This window comes from Mesorhizobium album (assembly GCF_033977205.1).
In the GTDB taxonomy this organism is placed as follows: Bacteria; Pseudomonadota; Alphaproteobacteria; order Rhizobiales; family Rhizobiaceae; genus Mesorhizobium; species Mesorhizobium album.
Window position 1 is genome coordinate 1 of sequence record NZ_JAVIIW010000059.1, and the last position, 13,344, is coordinate 13,344.

The 13,344-nt window shown below is 62.5% G+C and carries 17 protein-coding genes and 2 tRNA genes; 4 read left to right on the forward strand and 15 right to left on the reverse strand.

Annotated elements, in window-relative coordinates; translation table 11 throughout:
* Together RFN28_RS30870 and RFN28_RS30875 are read left to right on the forward strand one after the other, a co-directional pair.
* Positions 1–1,075, forward strand: a 1,075-nt coding sequence (locus tag RFN28_RS30870) for an aldehyde dehydrogenase family protein (RefSeq protein WP_320290922.1), incomplete at its 5' end; no start/stop codon positions are given.
* Positions 1,076–1,366: 291 nt separating this feature from the next.
* Positions 1,367–2,839, forward strand: coding sequence for an amino acid permease (locus RFN28_RS30875; RefSeq protein ID WP_320290923.1), 1,473 nt, complete (start codon positions 1,367–1,369; stop codon positions 2,837–2,839).
* Positions 2,840–3,143: 304 nt separating this feature from the next.
* Here the strand turns inward: RFN28_RS30875 and RFN28_RS30880 are convergent.
* The 10 genes from RFN28_RS30880 to RFN28_RS30925 form a co-directional block, all read right to left on the reverse strand.
* Positions 3,144–3,219, reverse strand: a tRNA-Phe gene (locus tag RFN28_RS30880).
* Positions 3,220–3,375: 156 nt separating this feature from the next.
* Positions 3,376–3,597 carry a DNA gyrase inhibitor YacG gene (yacG, locus tag RFN28_RS30885; protein WP_320290924.1) on the reverse strand — a complete coding sequence of 74 codons (222 nt, stop codon included), beginning with the start codon at positions 3,595–3,597 and terminating at the stop codon, positions 3,376–3,378.
* Positions 3,594–4,220, reverse strand: a complete 627-nt coding sequence (locus RFN28_RS30890; protein WP_320290925.1) for a Maf-like protein — start codon at positions 4,218–4,220, stop codon at positions 3,594–3,596. The genes yacG and RFN28_RS30890 overlap by 4 nt, the downstream gene beginning before the upstream one ends.
* A gap of 19 nt (positions 4,221–4,239) precedes the next feature.
* Entirely contained in the window at positions 4,240–4,458 is a 219-nt protein-coding gene (gene infA / locus RFN28_RS30895) for a translation initiation factor IF-1 (protein ID WP_006200926.1), read from the reverse strand.
* A 268-nt stretch (positions 4,459–4,726) separates the two neighbouring features.
* On the reverse strand, positions 4,727–5,161 hold the full coding sequence (locus RFN28_RS30900; RefSeq protein ID WP_320290926.1) for an arsenate-mycothiol transferase ArsC: 435 nt from the start codon (positions 5,159–5,161) through the stop codon (positions 4,727–4,729).
* 100 nt (positions 5,162–5,261) lie between these two features.
* Positions 5,262–5,747 (reverse strand): UPF0262 family protein, encoded by a 486-nt coding sequence (locus tag RFN28_RS30905; protein WP_320290927.1) that lies wholly within the window; start codon positions 5,745–5,747, stop codon positions 5,262–5,264.
* 2 nt (positions 5,748–5,749) lie between these two features.
* Entirely contained in the window at positions 5,750–7,042 is a 1,293-nt protein-coding gene (gene hisD, locus RFN28_RS30910) for a histidinol dehydrogenase (RefSeq protein WP_320290928.1), read from the reverse strand.
* Positions 7,043–7,051: 9 nt separating this feature from the next.
* Entirely contained in the window at positions 7,052–7,486 is a 435-nt protein-coding gene (locus tag RFN28_RS30915) for a DUF2948 family protein (RefSeq protein WP_320290929.1), read from the reverse strand.
* A gap of 195 nt (positions 7,487–7,681) precedes the next feature.
* Complete coding sequence (gene murA / locus RFN28_RS30920; protein ID WP_320290930.1) at positions 7,682–8,974, reverse strand: UDP-N-acetylglucosamine 1-carboxyvinyltransferase; 1,293 nt, start codon at positions 8,972–8,974, stop codon at positions 7,682–7,684.
* A gap of 142 nt (positions 8,975–9,116) precedes the next feature.
* On the reverse strand, positions 9,117–9,317 hold the full coding sequence (locus RFN28_RS30925; protein WP_320290931.1) for a hypothetical protein: 201 nt from the start codon (positions 9,315–9,317) through the stop codon (positions 9,117–9,119).
* Between the two features lie 234 nt (positions 9,318–9,551).
* On the opposite strand from RFN28_RS30925, the gene RFN28_RS30930 reads away from it, so the two are divergent.
* Positions 9,552–9,626, forward strand: a tRNA-Thr gene (locus RFN28_RS30930).
* A gap of 78 nt (positions 9,627–9,704) precedes the next feature.
* Here the strand turns inward: RFN28_RS30930 and RFN28_RS30935 are convergent.
* The gene (locus RFN28_RS30935) at positions 9,705–9,836 is read right to left on the reverse strand and encodes a hypothetical protein (RefSeq protein WP_320290932.1); all 132 of its coding nucleotides are present in this window, start codon (positions 9,834–9,836) and stop codon (positions 9,705–9,707) included.
* Here RFN28_RS30935 and RFN28_RS30940 point away from each other — a divergent pair.
* Entirely contained in the window at positions 9,835–10,113 is a 279-nt protein-coding gene (locus tag RFN28_RS30940; protein WP_320290933.1) for a DUF2249 domain-containing protein, read from the forward strand. The two genes, RFN28_RS30935 and RFN28_RS30940, sit on opposite strands and share 2 nt — an antisense overlap.
* A gap of 187 nt (positions 10,114–10,300) precedes the next feature.
* Here the strand turns inward: RFN28_RS30940 and mog are convergent, their stop codons facing one another.
* Genes mog through ubiT form a run of 4 tightly spaced genes read right to left on the reverse strand, consistent with a single transcriptional unit; the run spans position 10,301 to position 13,295 of the window.
* On the reverse strand, positions 10,301–10,807 hold the full coding sequence (gene mog, locus RFN28_RS30945) for a molybdopterin adenylyltransferase (protein WP_320290934.1): 507 nt from the start codon (positions 10,805–10,807) through the stop codon (positions 10,301–10,303).
* Positions 10,808–10,812: 5 nt separating this feature from the next.
* Positions 10,813–11,751 (reverse strand): U32 family peptidase, encoded by a 939-nt coding sequence (locus RFN28_RS30950; protein ID WP_320290935.1) that lies wholly within the window; start codon positions 11,749–11,751, stop codon positions 10,813–10,815.
* 3 nt (positions 11,752–11,754) lie between these two features.
* On the reverse strand, positions 11,755–12,753 hold the full coding sequence (gene ubiU, locus RFN28_RS30955) for a ubiquinone anaerobic biosynthesis protein UbiU (RefSeq protein WP_320290936.1): 999 nt from the start codon (positions 12,751–12,753) through the stop codon (positions 11,755–11,757).
* Positions 12,750–13,295, reverse strand: coding sequence for a ubiquinone anaerobic biosynthesis accessory factor UbiT (gene ubiT, locus RFN28_RS30960; RefSeq protein ID WP_320290967.1), 546 nt, complete (start codon positions 13,293–13,295; stop codon positions 12,750–12,752). The genes ubiU and ubiT overlap by 4 nt, the downstream gene beginning before the upstream one ends.
* Between the last annotated feature and the right edge of the window lie 49 nt (positions 13,296–13,344).

A 13,344-nucleotide genomic window follows, 5' to 3' on the forward strand; every position in this document is an offset into this window, starting at 1 on the left:
GGTGCCGAGTGTGCGGCCGGGTGTCGGCGTCGAGATGACCCGCGAAGGGGTCGGCGTCGTCGGCATCATCACGCCATGGAATTTCCCGATCGCCATCCCCGCCTGGAAGATCGCGCCTGCGCTGGCCTACGGCAATACCATCGTCTTCAAGCCGGCTGAGCTGGTCCCCGAAAGCGCCTGGACCATCGTCGATATCCTGCACCGTGCCGGATTGCCCAAGGGCGTGCTCAATCTGGTCATGGGCAAAGGCTCGGTCGTCGGCCAGGCCATGCTCGACAGCTCAGACGTCAACGCCATCTCCTTCACCGGCTCGGTCGGCACGGGCAAGCGCGTCGCCGCGGCAAGTGTGGAGCATATGCGCAAGTTCCAGCTCGAGATGGGCGGCAAGAACCCGCTTGTCGTGCTCGACGATGCGGACCTGGCCGTCGCTGTCGATTGCGCGGTCAACGGCGCCTATTTCTCGACCGGACAGCGCTGCACGGCGTCCTCGCGCCTGATCGTCACCGAAGGCATCCATGACCGCTTCGTCGACGCCGTGAAGGAGCGCCTGGACAAGCTGGTCATCGGCGACGCGCTGGACGCCAAGACGCAGATCGGTCCCGTCGTCGACCAGACCCAGCTCAAGCAGGACGAGGACTATATCGCCATCGGCCGCCAGGAGGGCGCCGAGCTCGCCTTCGGCGGCTCGAGGCTGGAGCGCGGCGCGCCAGGCTTCTATCTGCAGCCGGCGCTGTTTGTTGGCGCCACCAACGCCATGCGCATCTCGCGTGAGGAGATTTTCGGCCCTGTCGCCAACGTCATCCGCGTCAAGGACTATGACGAGGCGCTGAGTGTGGCCAACGACACGCCATTCGGCCTGACCTCCGGCATCTGCACGACCAGCCTGAAGCACGCGACGCATTTCAAGCGCAATTCCGAGGCCGGCATGGTGATGGTCAACCTGCCGACGGCGGGCGTCGACTTCCATGTTCCGTTCGGCGGCCGCAAGGGCTCGAGCTACGGTCCGCGCGAGCAGGGCCGCTACGCCATGGAGTTCTATACCACCGTGAAGACGGCCTATGCGGCTGCGGGCTAGCTTACACGAACGCTATCGGCGGCGAATGATCGCGTCAGCGGGTTGAACTTCGACGTCAGCACACGGGCGAAAAGCCGGTCAGGGATCCTCTGAATCACACCACGAAATTGCCCGCCCGCGTCACGGGCGCTCAAGCTCTGCAGTTCCTTTGCTGGGGGTCTGTCGCGCACTCTGATTGATAAGCGGCGTCAATGAATGATGTCGAAACTTGTATTTCTAGAGTGGCAGCTTCCTACCTAACATGCGTGCCAAAAAGCTTGAATGCTGGAAAGCACAATAGAGGGGAATCGCATGACCACAACATATGAACGCGCAGAAATTCCTGCCGACTCAAGCGATGCGGATGATCTCGCTAAACTTGGCTATCAACAAAAACTGCACCGAACGATGAGTCCATTTACGTCGTTTTGCCTGGCATTCTCGATGGTGTCGATCAATACTGGTGTTATCACACTGTTTTCTGATCCCTTCAACAGGGTTGGCGGCATCGGCGTTTTGCTCTGGTTCCTCGTCATTCCTTTCGTCTCCTGCATCGTCCTGGTCTACGCGCATCTGTCGGCTCGTATCCCGGTCACCGGCTATGCCTATCAGTGGTCCAGCCGCCTCGTGAACAAAAGCTATGGCTGGTTCACCGGCTGGATCGCCATGATCTCATTCATGGCTGGCACATCCGGTACGGCAGCGGCCATTGGCTCGGTCTTTGCCCCTGAGATCTGGGCGAATCCGACCCAGGGCCAGGTGCAGGCGCTCAGTATCTCAGCAACGATTCTCGTCTGCGCGATCAATATCTTCGGTATTAAAATCGCCAGCAGGATAAACGACATTGGAGCGGTGGTTGAGCTGCTCGGAACTGTCGTCCTTCTGGCCGGGCTTATTACCGGCGTGTTTTTTGTCTTTGGCGTCAGACAGGGCTTCAGCCTGCTGGTTGACACGACGCCTGCTAGCGGTACCCCGTTGTCGCTGACAACGCTTGCCCTTGCGATGTTGCTCCCCGTCAACGTATTGCTCGGATGGGAAGGAGCGGCTGACCTGGCGGAAGAAACCCTGGATCCGCGCCGAGCCGCCGCCAAGGCAATGATTCGGGCGGTCGCGATTTCCAGCATCTTCGGGGTAGCTATGTTTGCATTGCTTGCCCTCGCCATTCCGGGTCCCGTTACAGACTTTTTGGCGCACCCGGAAAACCCGGTTATTGGCATCGTCAGGCAGCGGTTCGGAAACACCGCCGGCCTTCTCATGCTGTTCGTCGCGTTCGCCTCGATCTTCGCATGTCTGATCGCCAACATGGCAGTTGCCACGCGCATGATCTACGCCCTGTCGCGCGACAACATGCTGCCGGGGTCCAAGCTTTTGATGAGGGTCAATGAGCGGACGGGAACGCCAGTGGCTGCGATTGTCGTGGTCACCGCCATTGCGATTGTCATGAACATCGCAAACGGGGGATTTGTGGCTGCGATATATTCGATGGTGGGTTTGACGTACTACCTGACCTACTTCCTGACGCTTGCTGGCGTATACATGGCTTATCGTCGTGGGCGCATTCCTTCGGCGCCGATTGGTGCGTTCGGCCTCGGAGGTTGGCTTGTACCGACTATCGGTGTCGGTGTTCTCTGGACGCTCGTCGTGATCGCGACCTTCTCAATTCCTGACGAAAGTCACCCAGGGGCGTACATGACGATGTTCATGCTGGCAGTCGGGGCCACGTGGTGGCTCTTGAAACTTCGCGGCGATCTGGCCGCGGGAAGGGCGGGTCCGCCGGTCGCCTGACCGAATAAGCCATAAGCGTGCGGCTACATTCGTACCTTACGGAGCCGCGTCTTCTGTTCGAAGGCGCGGCTCTCAATGTTTTGAGTTGGCGGCTCAGCTGTGCATCGTCGCAGATTTGGCGCTTCGATACCAACAGGGTCTCAACAAAAATACCAACACCTCGCCCCGTTGGACGAAGTTTGCCGAACTGCGATGAAATTCGCTCAAGCACATCCTTCGTGCCGAAAAAGTAAGCAAAGTCAGTGATTTGCGGGGGCTGAAGCGTAGAGCCTTCGGCGAAAGGGAGTGTCGGGAGAAGAGAGGATGGTGCCCAGAGGCGGATTCGAACCACCGACACGCGGATTTTCAGTCCGCTGCTCTACCAACTGAGCTATCTGGGCCTGTGCCGGCTAACGGAATCGCCCGCCGGGTTTCATGAAAGCGCCGGGCGGCGCCCCTTGAAAGCGCGTGGGTTATAGCATGGGAATCCAGCCTGTCCAGCGCTTAGGTGTTGATAAAGAAAAATCGCCGGCAGACGGCGAATTTGCCGCGTCGCCTCACTCTTCGTCCTCGGGTGCCGGGCCTTGCTTCGGGCCATCGTCGTCTTCCTCCTCATCGTCGCGGCCGGGGATGACATAGGCGCCCTTCAGCCAGCGATTGAGGTCGATGTCCTTGCAGCGCGCCGAGCAGAACGGGTAGTGCTCGCGGGCGGAAGGCTTGCCGCATTCGGGGCAGGGGCGTTTCGGCCTGAGCGGCGTGACCTTGTCGTCCGGGCTCATGGCCGCGCGACGTGCCAGTTCTTGTGCGGCTTGAAGCCTTCGCCGGAAAGCAGCGCGACGCTCTCATAGAGCGGCAGGCCGACCACATTGGAGTACGACCCGACCAGCTTGACGACGAAGGAGCCGGCGAGACCCTGCACGGCATAGCCGCCGGCCTTGCCGCGCCATTCGCCGGAGGCGACATAGGCGTCGATCTCCTCGCGCGGCAGCCGCTTGAAGCGCACCCTGGTCTCCACCAGCCGCTGCCTGAGCTTGCCGCCCGGCGTGATCAGGCAGATGCCGGAATAGACCCGGTGCGAGCGGCCGGAAAGCAGGCCGAGGCAGTTCACGGCGTCGTCGATCGTTTCGGCCTTGGGCAGGATGCGGCGCCCGACCGCCACCACCGTGTCGGCGGCCAGGATGAAGGCCGGCGCATAGTCTTCCTCGCTCTTCAGCGAGGCGAGCGCCTTCTCGGCCTTGTCCTTGGAGAGGCGCTTCGCCAGCGAGCGCGGATGCTCGGCGCGCAGCGGCGTCTCGTCGACATCGGCCGGCAGCACGCGGTCCGGCTCGATGCCGGCCTGCTGCAGCAGCTCTATGCGGCGCGGCGAACCCGAGGCAAGCACCAGCTTCTGCAGAATGCCCATCGCGGTTCGCGCCGAACTGTTACTTGAAACGGTAGGTAATGCGGCCCTTGGTCAGGTCGTAGGGCGTCATCTCGACCAGGACCTTGTCGCCGGTCAGCACGCGGATGCGGTTCTTGCGCATGCGGCCGGCCGTGTGGGCGATGATCTCGTGCTCGTTTTCGAGCTTCACCCGGAACATCGCATTGGGCAGCAGTTCCGTGACCACGCCCGGAAATTCGAGGACTTCTTCCTTCGGCATTCGATACCTTTGCTTGGATGGCGGTTCCGGCGGCCGGCCGGAATTTGCGGCGGAACCTATATGATAATCGCCCGCTTGTGAACATGCTTAGAACCTTTCCGGCCTGGATTGAACCGTTCTGTTTTTCCGATGGCGAGACGATCCACGCAGAGGGTGGCGAACGCCCGATGTGGTGCGTCGGACGAGCCGCCCGACAAAGTGGGCGTCCGCCAGCGGGAAACAGAACGGTTCAATCCAGGCCGGAAAGGTTCCAATCGGCGGCGCTTTTTCACTCCGGCGGCGCGAAACGCTTGGCAATGCGCGCTTTCAGCCGCTCGCGCACGTCGCGATAGGCGGCCATGATATGCTCGCGCGTGCCGCCGGTATCGGTCGGGTCGGGCATCGGCCAGTACTCGACCTCGACGGCTAGCGAGCGGGTGAGCTCGAGCGCGGCGTGATGCGCTTCCGGCGCCAGCGTCACGATCAGGTCGAAATAGTCGTCTTCCAGCTCGTCCAGCGTTCTGGGCTGGCGCTCGCCGAGCGAGAGACCCTCCTCGGCAAGCACGGCGTCGACGAAGGGGTCGCGCTCGCCGCTGCGCACGCCGGCCGAGGCGACGAAGGTGGTAGCGGGCAGCATCCGCCGGGCCAGCTGCTCGGCCATCGGCGAGCGCACGGCGTTCATGCCGCATACAAACAGGATCGAATGCGGCAGCGCGGCCAGCATTAGAGCATGACCCCGAAAAGTGGGTACCGGTTTTCGGAGAAGGTCATGCTCCAACAACGAGTCAGATCAGGATGGCGATTCAACGAAACGTCATCCTGATCTAGCCCCGCCAGTGCAGCACGCAAACCAGCGTGAACAGCCGGCGCGCCGTGTCGAAGTCGATCTCGATCTTGCCGGCGAGCCGGTCCATCAGTGTCTGCGAGCCTTCATTGTGCAGCCCGCGCCGCCCCATGTCGATCGCCTCGATGTGGCTGGGCGTCGAGGAGCGGATGGCCTCGTAGTAGCTTTCGCAAATCAGATAGTAATCCTTGACGATGCGCCGGAACGGCGTCAGCGACAGGATGTGGGTGACCACGTCGGCGCCATTATCCCTGCTGACGGCAAACACCAAGCGCGAGTCGGCCAGCGACAGCTTCAGCCTGTATGGGCCGGCGCCATCGTCATTGACCGGCCGAAAACTGTTTTCCTCGATCAGGTCGAAGATCGCCACCGCCCGCTCGTGCTCGACATCGGGCGTCGAACGTCCAATCGATTCGTCAAGCTCGACGTCGATCAGCCTGTTGCGGTTTTGGTGGTGGCCGGACATCGCTACATGTTCAGCCTGATCGCTACGGAGCGCGCATGCGCGTCGAGCCCTTCGGCCTTGGCGAGCGCGATCGCCGCAGGCGCCAGCGCCTTGAGCTGCTCCGGCCCGAGCTTCAGGATCGACGTGCGCTTGACGAAATCGAGCACGGACAAGCCCGACGAGAAGCGCGCCGAACGCGCCGTCGGCAGCACGTGGTTGGAGCCGCCGACATAATCGCCGATAACTTCCGGCGTGTGCCGGCCGAGGAAGACGGCGCCAGCATTGCGCATCCTGGCGAGGAAGCTTTCGGCATCGTCGAAGGCGAGCTCGACATGCTCGGCCGCGATGCGATCGACCAGCGGCAGCGAGGCTTCGATCGACGGCACCAGGATCACGGCGCCGAAATCGCGCCAGCTCGCGGCGGCCGTCTCGGCGCGCGGCAGGGCCTTCAGCTGGCGCTCGACCGCTTGCTCCACCGCCTTGCCGAACGCGGCATTGTCGGTGACCAGGATCGATTGCGCCGACACGTCGTGCTCGGCCTGGGCGAGCAGGTCGGCGGCGATCCAGGCCGGATCATTGTCCTTGTCGGCCACGACCAGCACTTCCGACGGCCCGGCGATCATGTCGATGCCGACGGTCCCGAACACCTGGCGCTTGGCCGCTGCGACATAGGCGTTGCCCGGGCCGACGATCTTGGCCACCGGCCTGATAGTCTCGGTGCCGTAGGCGAGCGCCGCAACCGCCTGCGCGCCGCCGACACGATAGATCTCGGAAACGCCGGCGAGGTCGGCCGCTACCAGAACCAGCGGATTGATGACGCCACCCGACGCCGGCACCACGATCACGATGCGCTCGACCCCGGCGACCTTGGCCGGCACGGCATTCATCAGCACCGAGCTCGGATAGCTCGCCGTGCCGCCGGGCACATAGAGGCCGACGGCCTCGATCGCCGTCCAGCGCGAGCCGAGCTCGACGCCTGCGGCGTCCGTGTAGCGGTCTTCCTTCGGCTTCTGCCGCTCGTGATGGGAGCGGATGCGATCGCGCGCGAATTCGAGCGCCTCTACGGTTGCCGGATCGGCCTCCGCATAGGCCTTGGCGATATCGCCCCTGGAAACGGCGATGCCGAGCTTGCCGAGATCGGCCTTGTCGAATTTCAACGTGTAGTCGGCAAGCGCCTTGTCGCCCTCGGCGCGCACGCGCGCGATGATGTCGCGCACCACCGCCTCGACATCGGCCGAAACCTCACGCTTGGTGGTGAGGAATGCCGAAAAGCGCTGCTCGAAATCGGCGTTGGTTTGGTTAAGCGTGATGGCCATTATCCGTGCTCAGGTCCTGTGAACCGGGCGTGAGGTGGCTTCCCAGGCGCCGCCTACATCGGCGAGCCGCGCCTCGATGCACTCGACATCGAGCATGATCGTGCCGCCCCCCGAGAACACCAGCTCGATGATGCCCGCCGGCTTGCTGATCGCGATAAAGCTGATCGCCAGCAGCGACAGCACCTCAGCGGGCTTGTCGCGGGCAATGCCGCTGGTCTTGGCGCCGAGCACGCGGTCGAAATACAAAACACTCTGCCGCCGCTCGTTGTGCTGGCGGAAGAAACCGGACTTCGCCTCCCAGACGAAGCGGTTCATGGTCATTACGAAGCGTTTGGCCGCCGGCAGGAATTCGAGGTCGGAGACCTTCATCACGGCGTCCTGGACATGGGCCGAGACGATGCTCAGATCCTGGTCGTCGAGCGCGATGAGCTTGAGAGCGGCCATGCGGTATGGGCACCTGAACGTTGATGACTCAATGTTCTGTTAGAGCATGATCCCGAAAAGTGGAAACCCGGTTTTCGGTAAAGATCATGCTCAAACAAAAAACTAGAGCCTGTTTCGCCCCGATTTGATCGGGACGAACAGGCTCTAGTGGGTCTTTCCGCTCTGCGCAACCGAGGCGCGGCCGCACCGGCTCCTTTAGCCCGAAATCCGCTCGATGACCGCGCCGCAGCCGGAAAGCTTCTCCTCCAGCCGCTCGAAGCCGCGGTCAAGGTGATAGACCCGGTTGACGGTGGTCTCGCCTTCGGCGGCAAGGCCGGCGATCACCAGCGACACCGAGGCACGCAGGTCGGTCGCCATGACGGGCGCGCCCTTCAGCCTGGCGACGCCGTCGACGATCGCCGTCTGGCCGGAGAGCGTGATGTGGGCGCCGAGTCGGGCAAGCTCCTGCACATGCATGAAGCGGTTCTCGAAAATCGTCTCGGTGATGCGCGACTTGCCCTTGGCCATTGTCATCAGACCCATGAACTGCGCCTGCAGGTCGGTCGGGAAGGCGGGGAAGGGCGCGGTCGTCACATCCACCGGCGCGATGCCGGCGCCGTTGCGCTTGACGCGGATGCCTTCGTTGGTGGGCGTGATCTCGGCGCCGGTCTCGGCAATGACATCGAGCGCGGTCTGCAACAGGTCGGGCCGCGCGCCTTCGAGCATCACATCGCCGCCGGTCATCGCCACCGCCATGGCATAGGTGCCGGTCTCGATGCGGTCGGGGATGACGCGCACCCGCGCCCCGGACAGCGCCTCGACACCCTCGATGGTGATGGTGGAGGTACCGGCGCCGTGGATCCTGGCGCCCATGGCGATCAGGCATTCGGCGAGGTTGACGATTTCGGGCTCGCGGGCGGCGTTTTCGAGCACCGTCTCGCCTTTGGCGAGCGAAGCCGCCATCATCAGCACGTGGGTGGCGCCGACGGACACTTTCGGGAACACGTAGCGATTGCCGTGGAGGCGGCCGTTCCTGGTTTTGGCCACGACATAGCCATTGTCGACGTCGAGATCGGCGTCCAGCGCCTGCAGGCCTTCGAGAAACAGGTCGACCGGACGCGTGCCGATGGCGCAGCCGCCGGGCAGCGACACCTTGGCCTCGCCCATCCGCGCAAGCAGCGGGCCGATCACCCAGAAGGAGGCCCGCATCTTCGACACCAGCTCATAAGGAGCGGTGGTGTCGACGATGTTGCGGGCGGAGAAGGTGATGGTGCGCGAATAGCCTTTCTGCTGCTTCTCGCGCCGGCCGTTGACCGAATAGTCGACGCCGTGGTTGCCGAGGATGCGGATCAATTGCTCGACATCGGCCAGATGCGGCACGTTCTCGAGCGTCAGCGAGTCGTCGGTGAGCAGCGAGGCGATCATCAGTGGCAGTGCCGCGTTTTTGGCGCCCGAGATCGGAATGCTTCCGGCAAGCTCTTTGCCGCCGACAATTCTGATGCGATCCATGAAAAAACGTCCCCTCGGCCCGGACGGGCCGGTTTCAATCGGTTGAGTATGTCCGGCTCTAGACTATCGGCCGGCTCGGTTCAAGAAATAGGATTTCCCCACCTTTGGCCCAAGTGTGGTCGGCTAGTGTGGCTGATTTGCGTTACTTTTTTTGCATTTTTCCAGCAGTCGGCAGGCCTTCCGGCCGCTGATCGGGATCGCAGGCGCGCTGCCTGTCAGCGTCGCCCGCACGCCGCGAGCGCGCCTGCGCCTTGCGTTTCTGCAGGTTGGCGCGCAATGCCTCGGCGAGCCTGTCCTTGCGCTCTGCGTCGCTTTTTTTCGGTGGCTTTGCCCGGTCGTTCATCGTCCTGTCCTCGCTGACGGATAGCCGGCTGTTGTTCCGGGATAGCTAGCATTGTGGCGGCGCCATGTCATGAAAGTCTGTTGAAAGCGTGTGCGGAGCCGGCTTCACGGCTGCGGCAATCGATACACGTCGTCCAAAATGCGCCGCGGTTTCTCGACAACGACATGCGTCGTTTTAAGGTTTTCTTGGCCTTGCGCTTGCCGGTTCGATATGGCAGAAGCGCCGCCATCGCAGGCTGCGGTAGCTCAGTGGTAGAGCACTCCCTTGGTAAGGGAGAGGTCGAGAGTTCAATCCTCTCTCGCAGCACCAGCCTATCCCATTGAAATCGCTGAAGTCCTTGACGCCCAACGTCTCCCGTTCATTTTGACGTGGCGGCCCCGCTGCCGATCACTGCACTTTCTGCGAATTGTTTGCGCTTCGACAAATAAGCAGGCCCGGACCGGGATAGATTTTTGCGCCGGGCTCGACCGCCGCCAGCCCGGAGCCATTTTCTGCGGCAGTCTGGAATTTGTTGAACATGTCCGAAACCGAAGTCGTATCCCAGCCCGAGCTGGACGTGCGCGCCATTCCGCCTGTGGAACGCCACGCCCGGATCTTCGGGATTGCCCAGGCGCTGGCCGGGGGCCAATCCTTCATCATCGTGAACGATCACGACCCGCGGCCGTTACGCTATCAGATGGAAACCCGATATCCTGGCCTGTTCGATTGGGAATACCTGCAGCAGGGGCCGGATATTTGGCGCGTTGAGATCAAGAGATTGCAGTCATCCGGCTGCGACTGTTGCTGCGGCGGCTGATGATCAGGATCAATGCTCGACGGCACGACCGGCAGGTATGAGCCGTCCAGAGCAAAGATCCAGTCCTCGCATGCAAGCACCATTCCTCGCCCACCATTCCTCGCCATGAGAATATCTTTGGAGGTCAACGGCGTCCTTTCGGCGATAGGCTGAGGAAGGCAGCGACTGCGCCGGGCGGTCCGGCGGGTCATCCCAAAACAGAAGAATCCACCTGGATCGAACCCGCGCCGATGAGCTCGAGGCAGTAGGGCACGGCGGGAAAGACGGCGTCGAGGCAGACGTCGATGGAGGACGGTTTTCCGGGCAGGTTTATGATCAGCGAGCGGCCGCGCACCCCCGCAGTCTGACGCGAAAGAATGGCGGTGCGCACATGTTGCAGGCTCGCCTGCCGCATCAACTCGCCAAAACCGCGCAACTCCTTGGTGATGACCTGCTGCATGGCTTCCGGAGTGAGGTCCCTTGGCGAAGGACCGGTTCCGCCTGTTGTAAGGATCAGATCGGCGCCTGCCTGGTCGCAAAGCTCGATGAGCACGTCACGGACACTCTCCAGGCCGTCGGGAACGATGCGGCGAACAAGATCGCAGGGCTCTGCCAGCACACGGCGAAGCCAGCGCTCGATTGCCGGTCCGCCAAGATCCTCGTACTCGCCGCGGCTTGCACGGTCGGAGATGGTCACGATCGCTATCCGGGTCATTGCGGTCAGGCCGTCGCGGTTACCTGCCAACCGGGCCTGGCATGGGCGTACCCGTCGACCAGCGTGCCAGGCAGATCGAGGCATGAAAGGGCGAAGCGCGCATCTTCGGGCTCATCCTTGCCGTCGGCAAGTCTTCTATAAATCCTCGCCACCTCGACCATGTCGCATGTCTGGGGCGACAAACGAAGGCGCCTGATGCCCTTTGAGGCGAGCGCGTCGGGCGCCGGGCAGAAGGCCTGAACCTGATTGGAAAGCGTCTGCACGCCGTTGACGGCGAGGAACTGCTGGTCGTCGAGCGTATCAACCGGAAGACCGTCGGGGTCCCTCTCGCAGGTAAACTGGCACGAATCCTTGTGAAGGCCGTGGATCCGCGCGTGATAGCAGCGTCCGGAGAGGGCGAGTGGCAGCCGGCCGAATGCGAAAATCTCAAACTGCGCCTCGGGGCATTTCAAGGACATGGCGCCGATCGCTGCAAACGACAATTCGACGGGCGGGCATATTGTTCGCGCGCCAAGCTCGACTAGGAACTTCGCGGAAGCCTCGTTGTAGACGTTCAGGAATGGACCCGCGACGAACGTCTCGTTGTAGATGCTCACAAATGGACCCGTGACGAAGGCTTTGCCGGAGCGTGACGGCAGGCCGGAGACATCATTGATCTCGACCAGCCTCTCGTCTCCGCAAAGGTCCTCGACGCTTTTGCGTTCCCGAACGGTCGCCGGCGCCGCCAGTGTGGACAGCACCACCTGCTTGCCGCCGCGCTCCAGCCGTTCGATAACAGCCGGCCATACCGGGTCCGAAAACGGCATGCGTTTTCCGCAGACGACTTCACCGACGTGAACGCGCGCGATCGGAGCCTCGTCCGCTATCCTGCGGTAAAAGTCGAGCAGACGGTCGGGGGGCCAATGGAAGAAGACCGGCCCAAGTGTCAGCGCGATTTCGGACACCGGCTATCTCCATTTCTTCTCGTAAGCACCCGCCGTCTGCCGAGCCCCTTCCGACTGGCCGGCGAGAAGCCGGTCGATATCGACGGCGTCGCCGCCCGTTTCGACGGCGTCGACGGCTTTCCTGAAGGCGCGCACGACCTCGCTTACATAGCCTTTGCCGCGCTGGCGTCCCTCGATTTTCAACGCAGTCACCCCGGCGGCCTTCAAGCCTGAAATCATGCCGCCGGCGTTCAGGCTGACGGGATCCTCAAACAGATGGGACGTCTTGCCGTCGGCTTTGAATTTGCCCTTGCAGAGAGTGGGATAACCCACCGGCTGGCCGTGTCCGTACCGGTCGATCGTGAAGTCCGACAGCCGCGCCGTTGTGCCGCTCGGCCCTTCGTCATAGCTCACCATCTCGGGCGGCGAGCAGACACCGTTGAGATTCGGCGATTTTCCCGTCGCGTATGAAGACAGATAGCAGCGTCCCTCGATCATCACGCAAAGGCCGCCGAAAACGAAGGCTTCGGTTTCCACGTCGATCGCGCGGTTCAGCGCCGCTATCTCCTGAAGCGAAAGAACCCTTGGAAGCACCACGCGGCGGATGCCGAAATGAGCCGCATAGAATCCGATCGCTTCCGGCGTTGCCGCGGCAGCCTGCACCGACAGATGAAGGCGGATTTGCTTGTGGTTCCTTGCCACATGATCAAGGACCGCGAAATCGGCGGCTATGATGGCATCCGCGCCGCTTTCGGCCGCTGCGTCGGCAGCCTTCTTCCAGATGTCGACATCGTCGACGCGCGCGAAGGTATTGATCGCGACCAGCACCTTGCTGCCATGGCCGTGGGCAAAGCGCACGCCCTCGGCAAGTTCACCTCGGGAGAAATTGAGCCCGGGAAAATTGCGGGCGTTCGTTTCATCGCGAAATCCGCAATAAACCGCGTCCGCACCCGCCTGGACGGCTGCCCTCAACGTAGCGGGAGTCCCCGCCGGACAGACAAGTTCCATGCGTGCGGTCGTCATGCTTTCTGCGTCTCGCTGGAGTTGTTTTCGGCCAATCGGCGCGCGACGCTCAGGGCGCCAAGAACACCCGTATCGACACAGCGGGCCAGGATGCCGTGCAGCCCGAGCAGGTCCGCCGGACGAAGCTCGGCATCCTCTATCGTGTTCCTCAGGGCGAGCACCGCTTCCGTGCGTCCGTTTATCGAGATCACCCGGCTGAAGAAAAGCGCATCGCCGTCAAGCGTGCCGTCAAGCAGGCCCAACAGGGCCAGAAGCGGTCCCCTGATCAGCACGTCCGACCCGGCAGTCCCATCTTTGCTCACGACGCGGACGCTCGATCGTTGTCCGTCCGGGACCACGCAAAATGCGAATGCAAGGTCCACGGGATCGATACCGAAGCAGGACGATCGGTATTCGCCCAGGCGCTCGAAAAGGCCGGGGCGCCGTCCGGCAAGCGAGCGCAAGGACAATGTCAGCAACGGCCCGAGCGGCAGCCCTGCGACTGTCGGAAACAGGTGACGAACAAATCCTGGTAACATTGGCTCGGCGTTTGGCGGCCGCATCTTCAATCGCTGTCCGGGCTGCGTTCGATCATGAATTTTTTGCGGCCGG

Excerpts from the sequence above, each read along its gene's own strand:
- RFN28_RS30875 (WP_320290923.1), top strand. The coding sequence starts at position 1,367 with ATGACCACAACATATGAACGCGCAGAAATTCCTGCCGACTCAAGCGAT.
- yacG (WP_320290924.1), bottom strand. The coding sequence starts at position 3,597 with ATGAGCCCGGACGACAAGGTCACGCCGCTCAGGCCGAAACGCCCCTGC.
- RFN28_RS30890 (WP_320290925.1), bottom strand. The coding sequence starts at position 4,220 with ATGGGCATTCTGCAGAAGCTGGTGCTTGCCTCGGGTTCGCCGCGCCGC.
- infA (WP_006200926.1), bottom strand. The coding sequence starts at position 4,458 with ATGCCGAAGGAAGAAGTCCTCGAATTTCCGGGCGTGGTCACGGAACTG.
- RFN28_RS30900 (WP_320290926.1), bottom strand. The coding sequence starts at position 5,161 with ATGCTGGCCGCGCTGCCGCATTCGATCCTGTTTGTATGCGGCATGAAC.
- RFN28_RS30905 (WP_320290927.1), bottom strand. The coding sequence starts at position 5,747 with ATGTCCGGCCACCACCAAAACCGCAACAGGCTGATCGACGTCGAGCTT.
- hisD (WP_320290928.1), bottom strand. The coding sequence starts at position 7,042 with ATGGCCATCACGCTTAACCAAACCAACGCCGATTTCGAGCAGCGCTTT.
- RFN28_RS30915 (WP_320290929.1), bottom strand. The coding sequence starts at position 7,486 with ATGGCCGCTCTCAAGCTCATCGCGCTCGACGACCAGGATCTGAGCATC.
- murA (WP_320290930.1), bottom strand. The coding sequence starts at position 8,974 with ATGGATCGCATCAGAATTGTCGGCGGCAAAGAGCTTGCCGGAAGCATT.
- RFN28_RS30925 (WP_320290931.1), bottom strand. The coding sequence starts at position 9,317 with ATGAACGACCGGGCAAAGCCACCGAAAAAAAGCGACGCAGAGCGCAAG.
- RFN28_RS30940 (WP_320290933.1), top strand. The coding sequence starts at position 9,835 with ATGTCCGAAACCGAAGTCGTATCCCAGCCCGAGCTGGACGTGCGCGCC.
- RFN28_RS30935 (WP_320290932.1), bottom strand. The coding sequence starts at position 9,836 with ATGTTCAACAAATTCCAGACTGCCGCAGAAAATGGCTCCGGGCTGGCG.
- mog (WP_320290934.1), bottom strand. The coding sequence starts at position 10,807 with ATGACCCGGATAGCGATCGTGACCATCTCCGACCGTGCAAGCCGCGGC.
- ubiU (WP_320290936.1), bottom strand. The coding sequence starts at position 12,753 with ATGACGACCGCACGCATGGAACTTGTCTGTCCGGCGGGGACTCCCGCT.
- ubiT (WP_320290967.1), bottom strand. The coding sequence starts at position 13,295 with ATGCGGCCGCCAAACGCCGAGCCAATGTTACCAGGATTTGTTCGTCAC.